Origin of the sequence: Novosphingobium hassiacum (genome assembly GCF_014196055.1) — a bacterium.
GTDB lineage: Bacteria > Pseudomonadota > Alphaproteobacteria > Sphingomonadales > Sphingomonadaceae > Novosphingobium > Novosphingobium hassiacum.
The window spans coordinates 13,819-32,068 of record NZ_JACICY010000008.1; the positions used below are offsets into that span (position 1 = coordinate 13,819).

21 protein-coding genes are annotated in these 18,250 nt (G+C 63.0%); 3 read left to right on the forward strand and 18 right to left on the reverse strand.

The window, feature by feature from the left end:
• The first annotated feature begins 84 nt into the window (after positions 1-84).
• Together GGQ88_RS15360 and GGQ88_RS15365 are read left to right on the forward strand one after the other, a co-directional pair.
• Positions 85-1,419, forward strand: a complete 1,335-nt coding sequence (locus GGQ88_RS15360) for an AAA family ATPase (protein WP_183614332.1) — start codon at positions 85-87, stop codon at positions 1,417-1,419.
• Between the two features lie 5 nt (positions 1,420-1,424).
• Complete coding sequence (locus tag GGQ88_RS15365) at positions 1,425-2,072, forward strand: hypothetical protein (RefSeq protein ID WP_183614333.1); 648 nt, start codon at positions 1,425-1,427, stop codon at positions 2,070-2,072.
• Between the two features lie 32 nt (positions 2,073-2,104).
• On the opposite strand, the gene GGQ88_RS15370 is transcribed toward GGQ88_RS15365, so the two are convergent.
• From GGQ88_RS15370 to GGQ88_RS15410, 9 genes are all read right to left on the reverse strand, one after another.
• Positions 2,105-4,198: a TonB-dependent receptor plug domain-containing protein gene (locus GGQ88_RS15370; protein WP_183614334.1), complete on the reverse strand. Its 2,094-nt coding sequence runs from the start codon at positions 4,196-4,198 to the stop codon at positions 2,105-2,107.
• 91 nt (positions 4,199-4,289) lie between these two features.
• A complete protein-coding gene (locus GGQ88_RS15375; RefSeq protein ID WP_183614335.1) occupies positions 4,290-4,541 on the reverse strand; it encodes a hypothetical protein in 252 nt (83 codons plus the stop codon).
• A 21-nt stretch (positions 4,542-4,562) separates the two neighbouring features.
• Positions 4,563-5,006 (reverse strand): chemotaxis protein CheW, encoded by a 444-nt coding sequence (locus GGQ88_RS15380; protein ID WP_183614336.1) that lies wholly within the window; start codon positions 5,004-5,006, stop codon positions 4,563-4,565.
• Positions 5,007-5,033: 27 nt separating this feature from the next.
• A complete protein-coding gene (locus GGQ88_RS15385) occupies positions 5,034-5,405 on the reverse strand; it encodes a response regulator (RefSeq protein WP_183614337.1) in 372 nt (123 codons plus the stop codon).
• A 22-nt stretch (positions 5,406-5,427) separates the two neighbouring features.
• Positions 5,428-5,985 carry a chemotaxis protein CheD gene (locus GGQ88_RS15390; RefSeq protein WP_183614338.1) on the reverse strand — a complete coding sequence of 186 codons (558 nt, stop codon included), beginning with the start codon at positions 5,983-5,985 and terminating at the stop codon, positions 5,428-5,430.
• The gene (locus GGQ88_RS15395; protein ID WP_183614339.1) at positions 5,985-6,998 is read right to left on the reverse strand and encodes a protein-glutamate methylesterase/protein-glutamine glutaminase; all 1,014 of its coding nucleotides are present in this window, start codon (positions 6,996-6,998) and stop codon (positions 5,985-5,987) included. Before GGQ88_RS15395 ends, GGQ88_RS15390 begins: the two co-directional genes overlap by 1 nt.
• Positions 6,995-7,864, reverse strand: coding sequence for a CheR family methyltransferase (locus GGQ88_RS15400; RefSeq protein WP_183614340.1), 870 nt, complete (start codon positions 7,862-7,864; stop codon positions 6,995-6,997). The genes GGQ88_RS15395 and GGQ88_RS15400 overlap by 4 nt, the downstream gene beginning before the upstream one ends.
• Complete coding sequence (locus GGQ88_RS15405; RefSeq protein WP_183614341.1) at positions 7,861-10,062, reverse strand: chemotaxis protein CheA; 2,202 nt, start codon at positions 10,060-10,062, stop codon at positions 7,861-7,863. The genes GGQ88_RS15400 and GGQ88_RS15405 overlap by 4 nt, the downstream gene beginning before the upstream one ends.
• A complete protein-coding gene (locus GGQ88_RS15410; protein WP_183614342.1) occupies positions 10,059-10,319 on the reverse strand; it encodes an STAS domain-containing protein in 261 nt (86 codons plus the stop codon). The genes GGQ88_RS15405 and GGQ88_RS15410 overlap by 4 nt, the downstream gene beginning before the upstream one ends.
• 205 nt (positions 10,320-10,524) lie before the next feature.
• On the opposite strand from GGQ88_RS15410, the gene GGQ88_RS15415 reads away from it, so the two are divergent.
• Entirely contained in the window at positions 10,525-11,553 is a 1,029-nt protein-coding gene (locus GGQ88_RS15415) for a chemotaxis protein CheB (RefSeq protein ID WP_183614343.1), read from the forward strand.
• Positions 11,554-11,687: 134 nt separating this feature from the next.
• Here the strand turns inward: GGQ88_RS15415 and GGQ88_RS15420 are convergent, their stop codons facing one another.
• The 9 genes from GGQ88_RS15420 to GGQ88_RS15460 all read right to left on the reverse strand — a co-directional run bounded on the left by GGQ88_RS15420 (position 11,688) and on the right by GGQ88_RS15460 (position 18,190).
• On the reverse strand, positions 11,688-12,071 hold the full coding sequence (locus GGQ88_RS15420) for a flagellar export chaperone FliS (RefSeq protein ID WP_183614344.1): 384 nt from the start codon (positions 12,069-12,071) through the stop codon (positions 11,688-11,690).
• Positions 12,071-13,513 (reverse strand): flagellar filament capping protein FliD, encoded by a 1,443-nt coding sequence (gene fliD / locus GGQ88_RS15425; RefSeq protein ID WP_183614345.1) that lies wholly within the window; start codon positions 13,511-13,513, stop codon positions 12,071-12,073. Before fliD ends, GGQ88_RS15420 begins: the two co-directional genes overlap by 1 nt.
• A gap of 38 nt (positions 13,514-13,551) precedes the next feature.
• On the reverse strand, positions 13,552-14,697 hold the full coding sequence (locus tag GGQ88_RS15430; protein ID WP_183614346.1) for an EscU/YscU/HrcU family type III secretion system export apparatus switch protein: 1,146 nt from the start codon (positions 14,695-14,697) through the stop codon (positions 13,552-13,554).
• Between the two features lie 12 nt (positions 14,698-14,709).
• Positions 14,710-15,492, reverse strand: a complete 783-nt coding sequence (gene fliR, locus GGQ88_RS15435; protein WP_183614347.1) for a flagellar biosynthetic protein FliR — start codon at positions 15,490-15,492, stop codon at positions 14,710-14,712.
• A gap of 3 nt (positions 15,493-15,495) precedes the next feature.
• Entirely contained in the window at positions 15,496-15,768 is a 273-nt protein-coding gene (locus tag GGQ88_RS15440) for a flagellar biosynthetic protein FliQ (RefSeq protein WP_183614348.1), read from the reverse strand.
• 126 nt (positions 15,769-15,894) lie between these two features.
• Positions 15,895-16,626 (reverse strand): flagellar type III secretion system pore protein FliP, encoded by a 732-nt coding sequence (gene fliP / locus GGQ88_RS15445; protein ID WP_183614480.1) that lies wholly within the window; start codon positions 16,624-16,626, stop codon positions 15,895-15,897.
• A 53-nt stretch (positions 16,627-16,679) separates the two neighbouring features.
• Positions 16,680-16,961, reverse strand: coding sequence for a flagellar biosynthetic protein FliO (locus tag GGQ88_RS15450; RefSeq protein ID WP_183614349.1), 282 nt, complete (start codon positions 16,959-16,961; stop codon positions 16,680-16,682).
• Positions 16,961-17,272, reverse strand: a complete 312-nt coding sequence (gene fliN / locus GGQ88_RS15455; protein WP_183614350.1) for a flagellar motor switch protein FliN — start codon at positions 17,270-17,272, stop codon at positions 16,961-16,963. The genes GGQ88_RS15450 and fliN overlap by 1 nt, the downstream gene beginning before the upstream one ends.
• Before the next feature lie 27 nt (positions 17,273-17,299).
• Positions 17,300-18,190, reverse strand: a complete 891-nt coding sequence (locus GGQ88_RS15460) for a FliM/FliN family flagellar motor switch protein (protein ID WP_183614351.1) — start codon at positions 18,188-18,190, stop codon at positions 17,300-17,302.
• Positions 18,191-18,250: the final 60 nt, after the last annotated feature.

Below are 18,250 nucleotides of genomic sequence, written 5' to 3' on the forward strand. Positions count from 1 at the left end.
TCGCTCCGTACCCGATTCCAACTCTGATTCGCTGGCAGAATGTGTGATGTTGCATCAGCCTCCTCAAATGCCTAAGCCGACAGGATGATCACACGCATCGAGATTGATGGGTTCAAATCGTTCGATGAGTTTGCCGTGGACTTACGACCGTTCACGGCGCTCGTCGGTCCCAACGCGAGCGGCAAATCCAATCTTTTTGATGCTTTCCGGTTTATGTCGCTTCTTGCCAAGCATGATGTCAGGCATGCAATGCAGGGTCTGCGTGGCGAGCCCGAAGAGCTATTCCGCACTACGCCAGCGGGAACCGCTCAAAATATGAAATTTGCAGTAGAGGTGTTGCTTCCAAAAAGCGGCACCGACGCGTTTGGAACATCGTATGACGTACCAGCGCAACGACTGCGATATGAGATTGAACTTGCGATATTAGTTGGCGAGGATGGATTGCCACGGCGGGTTCAGGTTGTTCATGAATCATGTTCCACAATTCCTAAAGGAACTGATCGAGCAAAAAGCTATCTTCTTGACTATAAAGTGAACTATACGCGCGTTAGTCCTTTTATTCGGATAAATTCCGAAAAAAAGGCAATCGAAGTTAGGCAAGATGGGCGTCAGAAGCATGGTCGGCCCGTCACGCTTTCGTTAAAAGAGGCTTCTAGATCGGCGCTCTCGACCATTTCGACTGCCGAATTTCCTCATCTATATGCTTTGAGAGAGGCTATTTCGGGTATAAATTTCTTGGAAATTAATCCCCAAGCAGCGCGTCTTGACAACGATCGGTTTGATGAGCCGAGGTTAAAGTCTGACGCGTCGAACCTCGCTGCCGTTTTGGCGCGGCTAAAAGACGAGACTGCGAGCGCAAATAGGCCAAATGGGGTCCTGTCAGACATCGCGGCAGATTTATCTTCTCTCATTCCATCAGTTTCAGATTTAGAAAGTTCCAGCAATATATCACAGAGGCAATATGCCTATTCACTTCGGTTTAGTGATGATCTCCTATTTAGTTCGCGCGTGATTTCTGATGGTACCCTAAGGCTTTTAGCTCTTTTAACGTTGTTAAATGACCCTAATCGATTTGGCACTTTGTGCTTTGAGGAGCCTGAGAATGGTGTTCACGAGGGAAGAATTAAGGCACTTGTCGAATTTCTGAGGCAGTCAGTGGTGGTGTCTACCGATCCAGACTTTCCTTCATTTCAAATATTGATTGCAACTCACTCTCCCAAGGTGATGGGTTGCCTTAACGATGTCGAAATAGTAGCGGCAGATACCGTTTCGGTAGTCCACAAAAAATCGCAAAAAAGAATTGTCAAAACGAGGATGAGAACTGGAATTCATCCTAACAAAGATATGTACGATCCAGAAAAGCATTTGGTAAGGTCAGAGATTGAAGGTCTTTTGCAGCGATCAGGGGAAGCCGGTTAATGTATTTGAGCTGGGCTGCAATGTATGAGGGCGAGACTGATCGAGCTTATTTTGATATTATTATACCATTAGTCATTGAAGATATTACGCGTCGTATTGGAACGCGAAATGTAACTGTACCCCTGAGCTCAACAGCGCAGTTGGGCAAGGGCGGAAGATCGATAGAGTCAGTCGCAGCCGAGATTTGTGCTGAACGTGATGCCTTCCACGTAGCATTTATACACGCTGATACTGGTGGGCGATCTCTTGAGGCGAAAATGGCCGGAAGATCTTATGCTTTCAAAGAGGCTGCATTTAATCTTTGTGGTTTTCCATTGGATCGATGTGTCATAATTGCGCCGCGACATGAAACTGAAGCTTGGATGCTGGCCGATCAAGAAGCTGTGGGTTTGGCTCTTGGTTACCGAGGCGACCTTTCTGAACTAGGACTACCGCAAAGTCCGCAGGAGGCCGACCGATTAGTCGATCCCAAGTCTATACTTGCTACCGCGGTTCATAAAGTGCGGGGGAGGCGGTCGACGTCGAGTGTGCAACAGATAATTCCGGCTATCGCGCAAAGGCAGCGCATTGGCATCCTTCGAGACTCTCCATCCTTTCAGTTGTTTGAATCTCAGCTAATAGTGGCGCTCAGGAGCCTCGGCTGCGTCAATTGAAGTCGATTTTTCAGCTTCCACCCCACAAACCCTCAAATACTCCCCTTAACCGTCAGCGTGAAAATCGGCCCAATGAGCCGGTCGCGCGTCTCGACAAACGCGATCGGCGCACCCGGCCTTGGCCCGTCGTAGACGCGGCGGTCCCAGCGTTGGCGGCCGTTGAGGAGGTTGCGGGCTTCTGCCTTTACCGTCAGGCCCATGAGGTTCTTGTGCTCGATGAATAGCCCCGCAAACACCGGGCCTTCGAAGTCGCGGCCGGCTTCGAAGCGGCGGTGGTAGAGCGATTGGCGGCTGTATTCGTAGTGGCCGCCGGCGGCCCAGTCGGTGCCGGGGAAGTCCTGGCGGAACTGGATCTCGGCGTAGCGTTCGGTGATGAAGCCGTAGGGGATCTGGCGGGACGGGTCGAACGGGTCGCGCAAATTGCTGAAGGTCAGTTCGACGTTCAGGTCCAGCCGCGCGCCTTTCCAGCCCACGGGGTCGAACTGCAGCGTGGTGGTGTTGGCGATGACGCGCTCGGTGGCGCGGGCTACGTTGCCGATGGATTCGCCGTCTGCGCCGATGGGCACGACGGTCACGTAGTCCTGTACGTTGCGGCCGACGAGGCGTAGCTTGGTCGAGCCCCATGCGCCGAAGCTGCGGTTGAGTTCGAGCTCCGCCGACCAGTCCTGCTGCGGCACGAGATCGGCATTGCCGCTGTTGGCGTTGCCATCGTCGAGAAAGCGGCGGGCGAGGAAATCGTAGAACGAGAGCTGGCCGACCGAACGCTTGAGCTTGAGCGAGACGTCGAGGGTCTTGCTCGCCTTCCACGCCAGCGAGAGCGAGCCCTTGGGGCGGAAGAAGCTGCGGCTGAGCGCCGAGTTGGCGACGCCGGTTTGGCGCAAGGTCGAGCGCTCGGCTCCGGCAATGGCCTGCAGCGTGACGGTGTTCGACAGGGGGCGGCTGTAGGACAGGCTGGCGTCGTAGCGGTCTTCCTTCACGCCGCCGGTGCCATCGGGGAAGGGCTCGTCGATGAAGCCGCCCTGTGGGTCGAGGGTGGCGATGGCGGCGACGTTGGTGAGCGAGTTGAACGCGGCCTCACCCGCCAGTTGCCAATCGCCGCCGAGCATCTTCCACGTGTATTCGGCGCGGGCGATGCGTTCGGCAAGGTCGCCGACCTGGGCGTAGCGGTCACCCGTGGCGGGGTCTCCGGCGGGGTACACGGTGATGACGGACTGGCTGTAGGGTTCGTGCTCCTGCCGGTTGAGGCCGATCAGCTTGAGCCGGCCGGGGCCGAGGCGGAATTCCCAGTCGCCGCCGATCTCCCAGTTGCCGCCTGTGGTGCGGTCATCGAGATCGCGGATGGCGATGGTGCCATTGGTGTTCGTGCGCACCGAGTGTTCGGTGAAGCGCCGGTTGACGCGCTGGAGCGAGCCGTTGAGATTGCCGGTGGAGCTGCCGGGACCGTCGATGACGAGGCGGACGGCGAGCTTGGGCTTGTCGTTGCGCGATTTGACCACGTCTTCGCGGGTCTGGATGATCGCGCCGGTGCGGTCGGTGATCACCGTGGGGCCGCCTGCGCCGCCGCGGTTGGAATTGTTGACCAGGCTGACGGTGTATTCGACCGGGCCTTTGCGGCCCGACAGCGATACCTCGCCATTGGTGAAGCGCGGGTCGGCGAAGTGGGGGCGCAGTTCGGGCGAATAGCGGAACTGGCCGGTGAAGCTGCCGGTGCGGGCGATGACGTTGGCGACCTGGCCGGTGAGGCCCGGAATATCGAGCCGCGCGCCGTCGACCAGCTCGATGCGTTCGACGGTGGCGGCGGGGATGCGCGAAAGCTGGGCGTAGATGTCGTCCGACTTGGACGAGAGGCGCTGCGAATTGACCAGCACGTTGCCGCTGGCCTGACCGAGGCCGCGTGCGTCCTCGCCCTCACGGATCGCAAAGCCGGGGACCTGGCGGAGCATGTCGAGCGCGTTGCGCGGGGCGAAGCGGGCGAAGTCGGCGGGGGTGAAAACGGTGCTCTGCGCCTGTGCCTCGGGCACGGGCGGGGGCGTGGTGGCCGGGTCTTCGGCGGCCCATGCCGGGGTCGCGAGGCCGAGGGCAAGGGTGCTGGTCAGGCAAAGGTATCGTTTCTTTGGAAACTTCATCGCATGCCGGTGGCGCAGATCGACGGGCCGAGCGTGGGCCGCTCGACCAACGACATGCGCGAGCCGACAAACGGAGTCCGGGCGGCGGCGTCTAGCCCGAGAGCCGCATGCGATCGCGCAGCACGTCGATGGCGATGCGCTCGATTTCTTCGGCGGGGCGCTCGGCGACGAGCAGGCTGCCGAGCGAGCGCTGCTTCTGGGCGATGAGGTCTATCGCCTGGAGCTTGTCCATGTGCTTCATCGCGATGTCCATGTCGCAGCACAGAGCGGCGCCGAGGGCTTCGATATCCTCAGCGAGCTCATCAAGGACGACCGCGATCTGACGGTGGGTTGCTTGCGCCATGGGGTGTTCCCTTAAAATCCGTCAGGCCGCTTCGGCGATCTGCGCAGCCTCGAGCAGCGCGGCAAGGTTGAGCACCATGACCATGCGGTCCTCGATCGCGGCGAGGCCTTCGAGGAAGGGTACGACCGTGTCGCCGGTCGAGGTCGGCGGCGGGGGCTGCATCGTGTTTTCGGGGACGGTGACGATGTCGCTGACCGAATCGACGATCCAGCCGCTGATCTGCGCGCCCTGCTGGGTGACGATGATCGCGTGACGGGGGGTGGCTTCGGTCGCGCGCCAGCCGAGGCGGGCGCCGAGGTCGATCACCGGCAGGACGGTGCCGCGCAGGTTGACCACGCCGGCGACGTAGGAGGGGACGCGGGGCAGGCGGGTGGTCGGCGACCACGCGCGGATCTCGCGTATTGCCATGATATCAAGGCCGAAGACCTGGCCTTCGACTTCGAACGTGATCAGTTCGCGCAACATGCTGGGGGGCTCCTCAAAGCGATGGTATCAGTGGGAAACGCGGCGGACGGCAGCGACGAGCTTTTCGGGATCGAACGGCTTGACGATCCAGCCAGTGGCTCCGGCCGCACGCGCGCGGGCCTTCTTTTCCTCGGAACTTTCGGTGGTCAGCACGAGGATCGGTCGGTCACGATGGCGACTGCCTTCGCGCAGGCGTTCGATCAGGCCGAAGCCGTCGAGACGGGGCATGTTGATGTCGGTTATGACGACATCGACCTCGTTCATCGCCAGCCAGTCGAGCGCGGCCATGCCGTCCTCGGCCTGCGATACATCGAAGCCCTGACCCGCAAGGGCGTGGTTGAGCAAGGCCCGCATCGACGGACTGTCGTCTACGGTAAGGATACGAGTGGTGGTGGTCATGGGTTGGACTCGCTTTTCCGGTTCAGAACAGTTCGACGTCGCCACGGCCTGCTGCCGGGCGCGGAGTGGGTTGGATGGCAGGCGCGAACCGGTCTTCTACCGTACGGCAGCGGACCTGGCCCGAAGCCGGGCGGAAATCGACACGGCGGGCCTGAGTCCCACCAAGATCCTCGCGCATCAGCACGATGCCTTCGCGACGGAGGAATTCGCGCGCGAACTCGGCATTCATCGAGCCGATGCGCATCATGTTGCGGTTGACGTTCGCGCCGCCATAGAGGTGCGCGCGCAAGTTGACCTTGCGGGCTCCGCGGGCGAGCATTTCGTTGACCAGAAGTTCCATCAGATAGACGCCGTAATGCTCGTCGACTTGCGTGCCCGGTGTGTTGGCGGGGGGCTCGGACAGCAGAAAATGGTTCATGCCGCCGACGTGCGCTTCGGGATCGTAGAAACAGGTGGCGACGCAACTGCCGAGCACGGTCGAGTACTCGATCGAGGGGCTGGCGCTGGCCAGGGCATGGCCCTGCATCACGGTGACCCGTTCAAGCGGCGGAGCGCCGGGGATATGGCTTTCAAAGCTCATCAGGCAGCCTTGCTGAACAGGTGCCGCGCGATCGAGCCGAGCGGGGCGACGACATTGGCGGCGCCGAGGCTGATCGCAGCGCGGGGCATACCGAACACGGTGCAGGTCGCCTCGTCCTGGGCGATGGTGTGGGCACCGCTGCGCGCCATGGCGAGCAGTCCCTGTGCGCCATCCGCGCCCATGCCGGTCAGGAGGATACCGACCGCGCGCGCGCCGACGACTTCGGCGACCGAGGCGAACAGAACGTCGACGCTGGGCTGGTGGCCCGAAACCGGATCGCCTGTACGCAACTTGCAACGATAGGTGGACGACCCGCCGATCGAGAGATGGCGATCGTCGCCGGGCGCGAGATAGACGTGTCCCGGCTTCAGCGGCATGTCGGGTTCCGCAATGAGGATGCGCGGCGGGCACGACTGGTCGAGTGTGCGCGCTACGGCAGGGGCGAAGCGTGCGTTGATGTGCTGGACGATCACGGTCGGCGGGCAATCTGCCGGGAAGCTGCCGAGCACCGTCTGCAGCGCCTCGACGCCGCCGGTGGACGAGCCGATGGCGATAAGGGCGGGGCGTTCTATTAACGAACTGCGCGCTTCCACCGCGACACGCTGTGCAGCAGGGGCTCGGGCGGTAAACTGGACCCGGGATGCATCACGGATCATCTCGGCAAGCCGTCCGGCATCATCGAGGCCCCCGCCCGATTTGGCGTAGCAATCGACCGCGCCCAGCGCGAGCGCACGCGCGGTGTTTTCGTCGCCCCGCTGGGTGGTGCCCGAGACGATGATCACCGGCGTGGGGCGCAGTTCCATGATCTTGGCGAGAAAATCGAGCCCGTTCATGCCCGGCATCTCGATATCGAGCGTAACTACGTCGGGGTCGAGCTCACGGATCATCTGGCGGCCTTCTGCGGCATTCGCAGCGGCGGCAACGACGTCGATGTCCGGCTCCTTGCTGAGCCGGTTCGTGAGGATCGCGCGCATGGTAGGCGAATCATCGATGATGACGACACGGATGCTCATGCGGACCTCTTGCGATAGATGGTGGGACCTTGCGTCGACAGGAGATCGAGCGCTGGACCGGTGACGCGCTCGGAATGACCGATGTACAGCCAGCCGCCGGGGCTAAGCTTTTCGGCAAAGCGCGCGACGAGGCGCTCCTTGGTCGGATTGTCGAAATAGATCATGACGTTGCGGCAGAAAATCACGTCGAATTCGCCCTTCATCGGCCAATCGCCGAGCAGGTTGAGCGACCGGAAGCGGGCAAGTTGCTGCAGTTCGGGTGCGATCTTCGCGTCATCGCCCGAGACGCTGGTCCAGTTTCTGCGCAAGGCGTCCGGCACCGGCTTCAGGTCTTCGGCGCGGTAAGTCGCCTCGCGTGCCTTCGTTAGCGCGTGGGTGGCAATGTCGCTGGCAAGCAGGCGCAAGTCGCGCTTGGCGATGTCGAGCCCTTCGGCACGATCCGGACCCAGGAAGGTCATCAACAACGACCAGGTCTCCTCGCCGCTGGAACTGCCGGCGGACCACAGCCGGACTTTCCCGCCGCGCTTCAACCGGTCGACGAAGCCGGGGCGCACCTCGGATGCGAAGTGTTCGAAATGGTGGGCTTCGCGATAGAAGAAGGTGTGGTTTGTGGTCAGCGCGCAGATCGTCTTCTGGCGCTCGGTCGCGTCTTCGCGAATGCGGATGATGTAGGATGCGAAGGTTGCGCAACCGCTGTCACGGACGAGCGGGGAAATGCGCGAGTAGACCAGCATGGCCTTGCCCTTCGGCAGGACGATCCCTGCCTCGGCATGGGCGATTTCGCTGATCGCGCGGAAATCCTTCTCATCGTAGATTCCCGGGCTGACGCCCGGCATCGACGCGTCGAGAGCTTCGACAATGCTCATGCTGCTTCTGCCAGGGCTGCAGGAGTGGCCGAAGCCAGACTGCGCGAAACAAGGCTGTCGACATCGACGATCAGCGCCACGCGGCCGTCGCCAAGGATCGTCGCACCGGCAACGCCTTCGACCGAGCGGTAGTGCGTGTCGAGGCTCTTGATTACGACCTGACGCTGGTCGCAGATCGCATCGACCAGCAGGGCCGCGCGGCCTGCGCCTTCGGTTTCGACCACGATCAGCACGCCCTCCTGTGGATGCGAGGTCGCGCCGATGGCACCCACCGCTTCGCTGAGCGGGATCACCGGGATGAAGCGACCGCGCACGTTGATCATGCAGCGGTTCGCGCCAAGGCCCTGAACTTCGTCGGGTTCGGGACGCAGGCTTTCGACGACATTGGCAAGCGGGACGACCAGCGTCTGGTCCCCGACGTTGACGACCATGCCGTCCGAGATCGCCAGCGTCAGCGGAAGCGTCAGGGTAAAGGTGGTGCCCGAACCGGGTTCGGATTCGATGGTGATGCGCCCGCCGAGATCCTTCACGTTCTGGCGCACGACATCCATGCCGACGCCGCGCCCGGAAACGTTGGTAACCTGTTGCGCGGTCGAAAAGCCCGGCGCGAAGATCAGCAGATCGATCTCTTCCTTGGTCAGAATGGCTTCGGGCGCAACGAGGCCCTTTTCGATGGCCTTGGCCAGAACGCGATCGCGGTCGATGCCCTTGCCGTCATCGCCGATGCGGATGAGGATGCGGCCAGAGCGATGTTCTGCCGACAGGGTTAGCGTGCCTTCGGCGGACTTACCTGCGGCAATGCGCTCGTCGGCGGGTTCGATGCCGTGGTCCACGGCGTTGCGGATGAGGTGGGTGAGCGGTTCGCCGAGGCGCTCGATCACGGTCTTGTCGAGCTCGGTGCTTTCGCCCGAAACTTCGAGCCGGACGTGCTTGCCGGTGGACGAGGCGAGCTCGCGCAGAATGCGCGGCACGCGACTGAACACCGAGCCGATCGGCTGGGCGCGGATCGCCATCGCCGATTCCTGAATGTCTCGCGTCAGGCCCTCGATCAGCGTCATTTCATCGGTGGCGGCAAAGCCGTCGCCGGACAGGCGTTGCGCCATCATCGCCTGGGCAATGACCAACTCGCCCACGGCATCGATCAATTTGTCGAGCTTGTTCAATTCGATCCGAATCGATTGGCCGGGTGCGGGTGGCGCTGGCGGCGCCTGCTGCGAGCGCGCAGACGGGCCTTCGTCGTGATCGTCGTTGACGGCAGGTGCCGCTTCGACCGGCGCGCTGGCTGTAGGGCCCACAGCCGCGTTGGCGCTGGTCGGCGCCGGTTCGGCAACCACTTTGGCGGGGACGGCAGGATATCGGACGTCCGGCATCGCGTTGTCCGCACCGAATGCGAGCGTGCAATCGTCGCCAACGAAATCGAAGATTTCACGCACGGCGGCCTCGCTGACCTCTGCGGGGAAGCTGAACGACCAGCCGAAGTAGCCGGTGCCGACTTCGAAGCTGTCGAGCGGCGGGACCGACGAAATGTCGCAGACCATGCAGGTGCCACCGAGGTCGGCCATCTCGCGCAGCATCAGCAAGGGCTCGCTGCCGTTGCGCATCGCCGCGGCATGGGCGCGCAGGCGCATTTCCCAGCGCGGCTGGTCGGGGGTGTCGCCGATCTCGCCCGAGATGTCATCGAGCAGCGCGTCGAGATCGAAATCGAGATCGAAGTCGTCGCCCGAAGTATTCTCGCCCGAACTATTGTCGGCCGAAGTCGTCTCGACCGTCGTGCTGGCCGCTTCCGGTGCAGCAGTGACCGGTGCGGCGGTATTGCCGGCATTTGCCGCCATTGCCGCCGTGAGGTCTGCCTGGAGCGCGGAATCCTCGGGCGGTTCGGTCGAGTCGCGCGCGGCAGTGACGTGATCGCTCAAGGTGTCGAGCGCAGTCAGCATCAGGTCGATTAGCGATTCGGTGATCGCCACGGTGCCGTCACGGACGTCGGACAACAGGGTTTCGAAGGTGTGGGTAAAGGCCTGCAATGCGGTGTAACCGAATGCGCCCGCGCCGCCCTTGATCGAATGGACGCCGCGAAACACCGCGTTGACGGTGTCGTCGTCCTGCGCGCCTTCCTTGCAAGCGGCGAGGCCCGCTTCGGCTGCCGCGAGCGATTCCTCGCATTCTGCGAAGAAGATTGCCTGGATTTCTTCGGAGGTCATGCGCCTGCTCCTGCGAAGAGTTCATCGGTAAGCGCGGAGAGCGCGGCAACTTCGCGCAACGCCGTCGAGGGTTCGATGATCGCGCCCTCGCCGGTCTGGCGTGCGCTGACCAGCAGCTGCAGCATGGCTTGGCCGATCTGCTGGCATTCGCGCGCATCGATCCGCAGCGGGCCGGAGCCCAGCGCCGCGATCAGCTCTGGCAGCAGGGCTTCTGCGGCAGCGCGGTCACATCGTGCTGGCAAGGTTATCGACGACATCGGACAGGTGTCCCCCGGTGGATAGACCGATCGGGAAGACGCCCGGCTGGTCACTGTGAATTCCGGGATAGCGCAAGAGGGCGAAGGGCGGCTTTCGCAGGGGATAGGTTGAGATACGTAAGGGGGGGCACATGAATTGCTGGTCCCCCCGCGCGTAAATGGAGGTCGAGAGCGCAACCGCGCCAGCACACGAGGTTCTTGTCAGATGAATGAAGCACGAGTTCTGGTCGTCGATGACTCCGCCGCGATGCGTGCGCTGTTTTCCGATATCCTCGATCAGGCCAAGAACGTGACGGTCATCGGAGCGGCGGTCAACGCCGCCGACGCCCGCGAGCAGATCCTCGAGCTCAAGCCGAACGTCGTCACGCTCGACGTGGAGATGCCCGGCATGAGCGGCATCGAGTTCCTCGAAGAGTTGATGGGGTCCAACCCGATCCCGGTGGTGATGCTGTCGAGCCTGACCCAGGCGGGGACCGAGACCTCGCTCAAGGCTTATGCATTGGGCGCGGTCGAGTGCTTTCCCAAGCCGCTGAAGGCAACGCCTGAACAGTTCAGCAAATCGGTCGCCAAGCTCGGCAAGATCGTGCTGGCGGCGGCAAACAGCAACGTCAAGGACCGTAAGGCTCCGCGCGAGCACAAGGTGAGCGAGGTCCACTTCGAGTGGAACGGTTATCTTGCCGCGATGTCTGCCTCGATGGGCGGCATCGATGCGCTGACCCAGATCCTCGCGGGCTTTCCCGAAAAGTGCCCGCCCACGGTCATCGCGCTCAACGCTGAGCCAGCCGTGGTCGAGACGTTCATCAAGCGCATGGACACGGAACTCAAGTGCTCGGTCAAGGCGGCCAAGGATGGCACGCCGTTGACGCAGGGAACGATCCACATCGCGTTCGACCCGGAACGGCATGTGGTGATCGAACCGGGAAGTCCGCTGAAGCTGCGGTTGATCGACCGCGATCCGGTCGATGGCATGCGGCCATCGGCGAACCTGCTGTTCGGGTCGATCGCACGCGGCGCCATCCCGGCGACCGCTGCGGTGCTGACCGGCATGGGCAAGGATGGCGCCAAGGGCCTTCGGCTCATGCGAGACGCGGGTTGCAAAACCTTCGCGCAAGACCGCAAGAGCGCGCTGATGGCCGAGGCGCCCACTGCCGCTATCGAAATGGACGCGGCGGCGAACGAGGTCGAACTCGACGACCTTGGCCCCGCAATCATCGCCAGCTGCAACATCGGCTGAGGCCCAGGAAACTCCAGAGTTCCCCGCACCGCGCGTCCCCTGCGGTGCGGGGAAAAACAATAAACCCGGCAGCGCCCTCAGGGGTGCTGCCGGGTTTTCCGATTGGTCTGACTTCAGGGGTTTTGCTGCGCCTGTCAGGCAGCGATGCTGCGCAGCATGGCCTCGCGGATTTCGGTGAAATCCTGGCGGATCGTGCGCAGCTTGGGTGCATCGAAACGTGCGACGCAATCGAGGATCGCGTTGCGCGCGGACTGGTAGAGATGGGCGAGCGACTGCGCGGTGGGATTGGTCATGTCGATGCCCATCTGCAGCGCAGTCAGCGCCGAGATCGCCCGGGTCAGCGCGGCGCTCTTGGCCGAGTTGTCCGATCGTTCCTGCGCATGCAGCGCGCGACCAATCGAGCCGACCACCTGTTCGAGGCAGAGGTCGACCAGCTGGCGTGAATCCGCGCCGCGGACGCGAGCATCGAAATCGACGCGGCGATAGGCTTCGGACGGGTCGTTGCGATGGTGCAGCATCAGTTATTGCCCGTCGAGTTCCAAGCGGCGATCTGCTGCTTGAGGAAGGTAAGGGTGGATTGCGAAGAGGACACATTGGTGTCCATCACTGCAAACCGGGCGATCATGCGCTGGCGCACGTCCTCCTGCTTTTCGGCAAGGGAGGTGGACTTTTCGGCAACCGACTTCTGCAGCGCGGTGTAGCGGGTGATCGAGCTGCCGAGCGAGGTGCCGCTGCTGGTCGAGGCGGCAGCGCGCGAGATCTTGTCGATCGTGGCGTAGACGCCGTGGATGCCCGTCGTCCACATCGCTCCGGCTGCCTCGGGGCTGGCCTTGAGCGTGGCGGCAAGGCGCGTGGTGTCGAGCGAGAAGGTGCCGTCGCGTTCGGTCTTGAGGCCGAGGTCGGCAAGTGTCGAGGGCTGGCCATCGCTTGCATTGGGCATGACCTTCTGCCCCGCCAGCGATGTCAGCGCGGTGCGCAGTGCGCGGGCGCCGGGGTCGTTGTTGAGCTCGCCGCTGTCCTTGTTCATCGCGGAGGCAAGCTGCGAGACGACCTCGTTCAGCGCCTCGACCAGGTCGGTCATCACGCCGCTGATGCTGGACGATGGGTCGCTGAAACTGATCGTGGCGGGCGCGCCGATATTGGTGGCGGTCAGCTTCAGATTGAGGCCCGGCACCGCGTCGTTGATGGTGTTGCTCTTGGACGTGTAACCGACCCCGTCGATGTTGTAGGCCGCATCGCTCGCGGTAGATTTCAGCTGGGTGGTATTGGTTGCCGCCGACCAGGCAAGGCTGGAAAGCGCTTCTCCGCCCACGTCCGGCGTGACTTCGATTTCGAAGCCGCTGGTGGCACCTTCAGCGCCCTTGAGCACGAGTTGCGCGCCTGCGGTCCCGTTGGCGACATAAGCGGTGACGCCCTTGTTCGCGCCGTTGATCGCCGTCGCGACATCTGCGAGCGTAGCGCCTGCAGGGATCGCCAGATCGACTGCAGTCTGCGTTGCATCGGCGGTGAAGCTGCTGCCCGATACCGTGCCAAAGCGCAGCGTCAGTGTGCCCGAGCCAACGGTCGAGGTGGACGCGGGATAGGCCGAGGTTACCAGCTTCTGCGAATTGGCAAGGCTGGTGACTTCAAGCGAATAAGTGCCGCTGCCGGTGGCGGTGCCCTTGCTGACGGTCGCGACATTCGCGGTCGAGATCGAGGGGTTCACCGCAAGGTCGCCGGTGCGGATGATCGTGCCGACCGAAGTGGCAAGCGTTGCCATCAGCGACTTGAGGTTCGACGCGCTCGAGATCTGCGCAGTCAGCTTTTCGGTCTTGGCGGCCAGCTGATCGATGCGCGGCGCGAACTGCGCGGCAGCGAGCTGTTCGGCGAGCTGCGGCAGGTTGATGCCACTGCCTCCGCCAAGCGACGAGACGATCTGGGCAGTTGCCGAAGTCGATGAGGTGGACGAGGTTGTAGGCATGGACTGAAGAACGGTTCGCGTGAGGGGAGGTTAAGGGTTTACACGGCCTTCTGGACAACAAGTTCGGGGCGGCCATCGGCGTCGAAGCGCATGTGCACCGGCAGGTCGATTGCGGGCAGGCTGACTGCGTCGCCGCGCTTGAGCGACAGCACGAAGGCGAGGACCGAGGCGACCGCCGAATAGAGATCCTCTCGGATCACCTGGTTTTCGCGCGTGGTGAAATAGACCGAACGCGCCAGCGGCGGGATCTCGAGCGTCGGCACGCCCATTTCGGCGGCGAGCTGGCGCATCGCCAGCGCTTTTTCGCCGCGACCCTTGGCCAGGACCACCGGCGCCGGAGCAAGATCGGGATCGTAGATCATCGCCACCGAGAAGTGCGTCGGGTTGGTGATCACGAACTGGGCCTTCATCATCGCCGATTGCATCGCGCCCATCGCCATCTGGCGCTGCCGGTTGCGGATCGCACCTTTCTGTTCGGGCGAGCCTTCGGACTCCTTGGATTCGTCCTTCACCTCCTGCAGCGTCATGCGCAGGCGGAAATAGCGGCGGATCCACTGGATCGGAAAGTCGATCAGCGCGATGATCATCAGCCCCGACGCGAGCGCGAAAGCCAACGAGGTGATCGTGTCCCACGCCATCACCAGTTGGCCGTGAATATCGCCGTGGCCAAGCCCGATCATCGTTTTCAGGCTGTCTGACGCCCAGAACCAGGCGATCGTGCCAAGCAGCGCGAGCTTGGCAAGCCCCTTGGCGAGTTCGATCCAGCCTTGCGCACCGAACATGCGCTTGAGGCCGGACATAGGGTTGATCCGCGATGCCTTGAACGCAAGGTTTGCGGACACCCAACGCCCGTCGGACATGCCGATCTGTGAGAATACCGAGGATGCCAGCACCATGGCGCCGAGCACGAAGACCGGTGGCAGCACCGCGATCATCGAGCCGAGCAGGAGCTTGCGCGGCGCGAAATCCTCGATGGATGCGCGGTCGAGCGTCAGCGACGCACGCAGGGTGTCCTGCATCGCATCGAACAGCCATGGGCCTGCAAACTTGAGCCAGGCCGCGCCGACCAGTACGCCGACCGCCGTGGCCAGATCGCGCGAGCGGACGACGTCGCCGTTCTTGGCGGCGTCCTTCTTGCGTTTCTCGGTTGGTGCAAAGGACTTCTCGCCTTCGGTCTCGGCCATCGTGGCAGTGTCCTATTGCGCGAGCAGCGCGGCAGCGTTGCCGACGGCGGTTGCGGATATGTCGACCATCATGTCGGTCAGCATCGGCGCGGCGACGATCATCGCGGTGATACCCGCCAGCACGCCCGCAGGCAGGCCGAGCGAGAACAGGTTGAGGCTGGGGGCCGAGCGACTGATGATGCCGGTGGTGATCTGGACCGCGAGCAGGATCAGCGTGACGGGCAGCGCGATCAGCAGGGCGGTGGTGAACATCGTGCCGGCAAAGCCGATCATCAACTCCATCCGATCGGCTGCGAGCCATGCGGTGCCCGGAGGAAAGGTGCGGTAGCTTTCGACGATCAGCGCGATCCAGTTGAGATGCGCGCCAGTGCCGAGAAAGATCACCGTCAGCACCACCGCGAAATACTGGCCGAGTGCAGGCGAACTGGCACCGCTGACCGGATCTGCGGCAGTCGCCATCGACATGCCCATACCGCCGCCGATCAGTTCGGCTGCCAGCGTCGGCGCTGCGAACGAGAGTTGCAGCGCGAAGCCGAGAGCGAGGCCGATCAGCAGTTCGTTGGCAACCGACAACATGCCGGTAAGCGACAGCAGTGCAGGCGGCGCGACGACCGGGGTCCAGGCGCAGACGAGCACCGCGATCGCGCCCGTCACGATCACGCGGATCTGCGGCGGAACGGTGCCCGCGCCGAACAAAGGCGCTGCCAGCATTGCCGCACCGATCCGCGTCATCACGAAGACGAAGCGCCAGAAGTCGGCCTCAAGCGCGCCGAAACCGAAGTTGAGCTGGAGCACGCGTCAGTGACCGGTCATGGCGATCTGGTCGAAGATTTCCTTGGTGAAATCTCCGATCAGGCCGAGCATCGCGCTACCGAACAGCACCAGTACCAGCGCGGTGATGGCCAGCTTGGGCACGAAGGTCAGCGTCTGTTCGTTGACCGAGGTCGCCGCCTGGATCAGTCCGACGACAAGCCCGACGGCAAGCGAGGCGATCAGGATCGGCGCTGCGACCAGCGCGGTGATCCAGAGCATGCGGTCGGCCAGTGCGAGAAGGGAAGCGGTGTCGTCCATTTTGCTGTCCTATTCCCCCTTCCGCCTGCGGGAGGGGTCAGGGGTGGGCTTGTTCTTTTGACTATCGTGCAACAGGCCCACCCCCGGCCCCTCCCGCTTGCGGGAGGGGGGAAGAATGGGCGCGCGTCATCCGAAGCTTGCCGCGAGGCTGCCCATCAGCAGCGCCCAGCCATCGACAAGGACGAACAGCAGCAGCTTGAACGGGAGCGAGACGATCGTCGGGGACATCATCATCATGCCAAGGCTCATCAGCACCGATGACACGACAAGATCGATCACCAGGAACGGCAGGAACAGCATGAAGCCGATCTGGAACGCGGTCTTCAGTTCGCTGGTAACGAAGGCGGGGAGCAGGATCGAATAGGGCACGTCGGCGGGCGTGGCGAACTTGGGCGCATTGGCCATCGCGGCGAACATCTGCAGGTCGGACTGGCGGGTCTGGCGCATCATGAAGGTGCGAAACTCCTGCCCTCCGGCAACGATGGCCTGTTCCGCGCCGATCTGACCTGCCGAATAAGGCTGGATCGCATTGGCATTCACCTTGTCGAGCGTCGGACCCATCACGAATAGCGACAGGAACAGCGACAGGCCGATCAGGACCTGATTGGGCGGCGATTGCTGCAGACCCATCGCCTGACGCAGGATCGAAAGCACCACCAGCACACGGGTAAAGCTGGTCATCATCAATACCAGCGAGGGCAGGATGGTGAGCAGGCCCATGACCAGCAGCAGTTGCAGCGAAAGCGACAGTGTGCCGCCGCTCTGTGCACCCGAAAGCTGGCCGAATGCACGGTCGAGGGCGCCCGACAATGCTGCTGGCTGTTGCGCAGTGGCAGGCGCGCTGGCGACGGCAGCCATCGCGTGGTGCGGCAGCAGGGCGAGTGCCGTGGTTAGCGTGGCGATCAGGCGCTTCACTGGGCGATCTCCGCTTCGACCTTGGGACGCGCCGGGGCTTCGGCGAGGCGGACGATGCCGTTCTTGCCGGCCGAGACGAGGATTTCGCGGCCGTGGAATTCGATGACGGCGAGGCGCAGCGTGGGGCTGAGCATCTGCGTTTCGACGATGCGCACCGACTTGGGGCCGGTGCCGGAGGTGAACTTGCCCTCCATCCGCTTGGCGAACTTCAGGCTGACATAGGCAAGCCCGCCGATCAGTGGCAGCAGCACCAGCAGCTTGAGAATGTACCAGAACATCAGGCGGCATCCCCCTTGGCGGCACGCTTGGGCGCCGCGATGGCGGGGACAACGGCGTCGGGCTCGGTGCCGAGCAGTTCGACGATGCGCAGGCCGAAGCGATCGCCCTGCGCGACGACTTCGCCGCGCGCGATCAGCTTGCCGTTGACCATCACGTCGAGCAGTTCGTCGGTCAGGCGGTCGAGCATCACGACCGATTCCTCAGTCAGCGACAGCACGTCCTTGAGTTTCATCGCGGTGCGGCCGAGTTCGACAGTCAGGCGGACGTCAACGTCCTTGAGGAAATCGAAACCGCGGGGTTGGAAGGTCATTGGGGTCGGGCCTCTTGTGAATCTGGATCAGGAAAGCTGGGTGATCTGGATGGCGACGCGGTCGTCGAGCGCGCCGATCGTGCCTTGCGCACAAGCCTTGCCGCCGACGATCAGCGGCACGTTGCGCGCAATCGGAACTGACAGGATCTGCCCGACTTCGAGCGTGGACACGGTCACCAGTGGCAGTTGCATGTCGACCAGCACCGCGCAGACCTCGATCGGCAGGTCGGAGAAGGGCGCGTCGGTCGGCTTGTTCGGGCCGCGCGGCGGGCGGGTAGGCTTTGCCGCGTCACCGTGGGCGAAAATCTGCGCGAGCGTCTCGATCGGGAATGCGAGCGACAGCGCCCACGGCATGCGGCCCTGCTCGATCACGTTGAAGGTGAGGCCGGCAACCGGCGTGGCATCGGGCATCGCGCCAAGCTGGGCGAGGCTGGTATCGCGCCGGATAGCCTTGATAGCGCTGCTATTCGCTCCGCCGAGTGCGAGGGCGAGGCAGGCGGCGATGGTCTGCTCGACCCGCGCGATCATCAGTTCGGCCGAGAGCGGGAATTCCTTGGGTAGCGATGCCGGGGTATCGCCCGGCCCGCCGAACGCGCGATCGACCAGGCGCAGGACATGCTCGCCCTCGACCGTCAACATGAACGGTGCGGTGCCGATGTGGAACAGGCTGTTGGCCGCAAGTCGCGGAATTTCCGAGCAGAAATCTTCGAAGTCAGTCTGCATGGGCTTGGCCGGATTGATCTGCGGTTCCTTGCCACCGAGCAGCGGGCTGAGCGCGGCGCGCAAGGTGCGGACCATGCGCTCGCTCATCCGGGTGAAGGCGGGCAAGAGGTCGGCAGCGCTGGGGCCGGGGCGCAGCAGGGCCGGATCGTGCCGGGCAAGGGCACGTTCGGCGATGAGGGCGCGTTCAGGTTTCATCGGGCGATTTCAATCCGGTAAGCTTCGAGTTGCGTCAGAATACGGGTGGCGTGAGCGCGG

Bases quoted from the DNA above. Each gene is read 5' to 3' on its own strand.
- GGQ88_RS15360 (WP_183614332.1), top strand. From the start codon at position 85: ATGATCACACGCATCGAGATTGATGGGTTCAAATCGTTCGATGAGTTT.
- GGQ88_RS15370 (WP_183614334.1), bottom strand. From the start codon at position 4,198: ATGAAGTTTCCAAAGAAACGATACCTTTGCCTGACCAGCACCCTTGCC.
- GGQ88_RS15375 (WP_183614335.1), bottom strand. From the start codon at position 4,541: ATGGCGCAAGCAACCCACCGTCAGATCGCGGTCGTCCTTGATGAGCTC.
- GGQ88_RS15380 (WP_183614336.1), bottom strand. From the start codon at position 5,006: ATGTTGCGCGAACTGATCACGTTCGAAGTCGAAGGCCAGGTCTTCGGC.
- GGQ88_RS15385 (WP_183614337.1), bottom strand. From the start codon at position 5,405: ATGACCACCACCACTCGTATCCTTACCGTAGACGACAGTCCGTCGATG.
- GGQ88_RS15390 (WP_183614338.1), bottom strand. From the start codon at position 5,985: ATGAGCTTTGAAAGCCATATCCCCGGCGCTCCGCCGCTTGAACGGGTC.
- GGQ88_RS15395 (WP_183614339.1), bottom strand. From the start codon at position 6,998: ATGAGCATCCGTGTCGTCATCATCGATGATTCGCCTACCATGCGCGCG.
- GGQ88_RS15400 (WP_183614340.1), bottom strand. From the start codon at position 7,864: ATGAGCATTGTCGAAGCTCTCGACGCGTCGATGCCGGGCGTCAGCCCG.
- GGQ88_RS15405 (WP_183614341.1), bottom strand. From the start codon at position 10,062: ATGACCTCCGAAGAAATCCAGGCAATCTTCTTCGCAGAATGCGAGGAA.
- GGQ88_RS15410 (WP_183614342.1), bottom strand. From the start codon at position 10,319: ATGTCGTCGATAACCTTGCCAGCACGATGTGACCGCGCTGCCGCAGAA.
- GGQ88_RS15415 (WP_183614343.1), top strand. From the start codon at position 10,525: ATGAATGAAGCACGAGTTCTGGTCGTCGATGACTCCGCCGCGATGCGT.
- GGQ88_RS15420 (WP_183614344.1), bottom strand. From the start codon at position 12,071: ATGCTGCACCATCGCAACGACCCGTCCGAAGCCTATCGCCGCGTCGAT.
- fliD (WP_183614345.1), bottom strand. From the start codon at position 13,513: ATGCCTACAACCTCGTCCACCTCATCGACTTCGGCAACTGCCCAGATC.
- GGQ88_RS15430 (WP_183614346.1), bottom strand. From the start codon at position 14,697: ATGGCCGAGACCGAAGGCGAGAAGTCCTTTGCACCAACCGAGAAACGC.
- GGQ88_RS15440 (WP_183614348.1), bottom strand. From the start codon at position 15,768: ATGGACGACACCGCTTCCCTTCTCGCACTGGCCGACCGCATGCTCTGG.
- fliP (WP_183614480.1), bottom strand. From the start codon at position 16,626: ATGGCTGCCGTCGCCAGCGCGCCTGCCACTGCGCAACAGCCAGCAGCA.
- GGQ88_RS15450 (WP_183614349.1), bottom strand. From the start codon at position 16,961: ATGTTCTGGTACATTCTCAAGCTGCTGGTGCTGCTGCCACTGATCGGC.
- fliN (WP_183614350.1), bottom strand. From the start codon at position 17,272: ATGACCTTCCAACCCCGCGGTTTCGATTTCCTCAAGGACGTTGACGTC.
- GGQ88_RS15460 (WP_183614351.1), bottom strand. From the start codon at position 18,190: ATGAAACCTGAACGCGCCCTCATCGCCGAACGTGCCCTTGCCCGGCAC.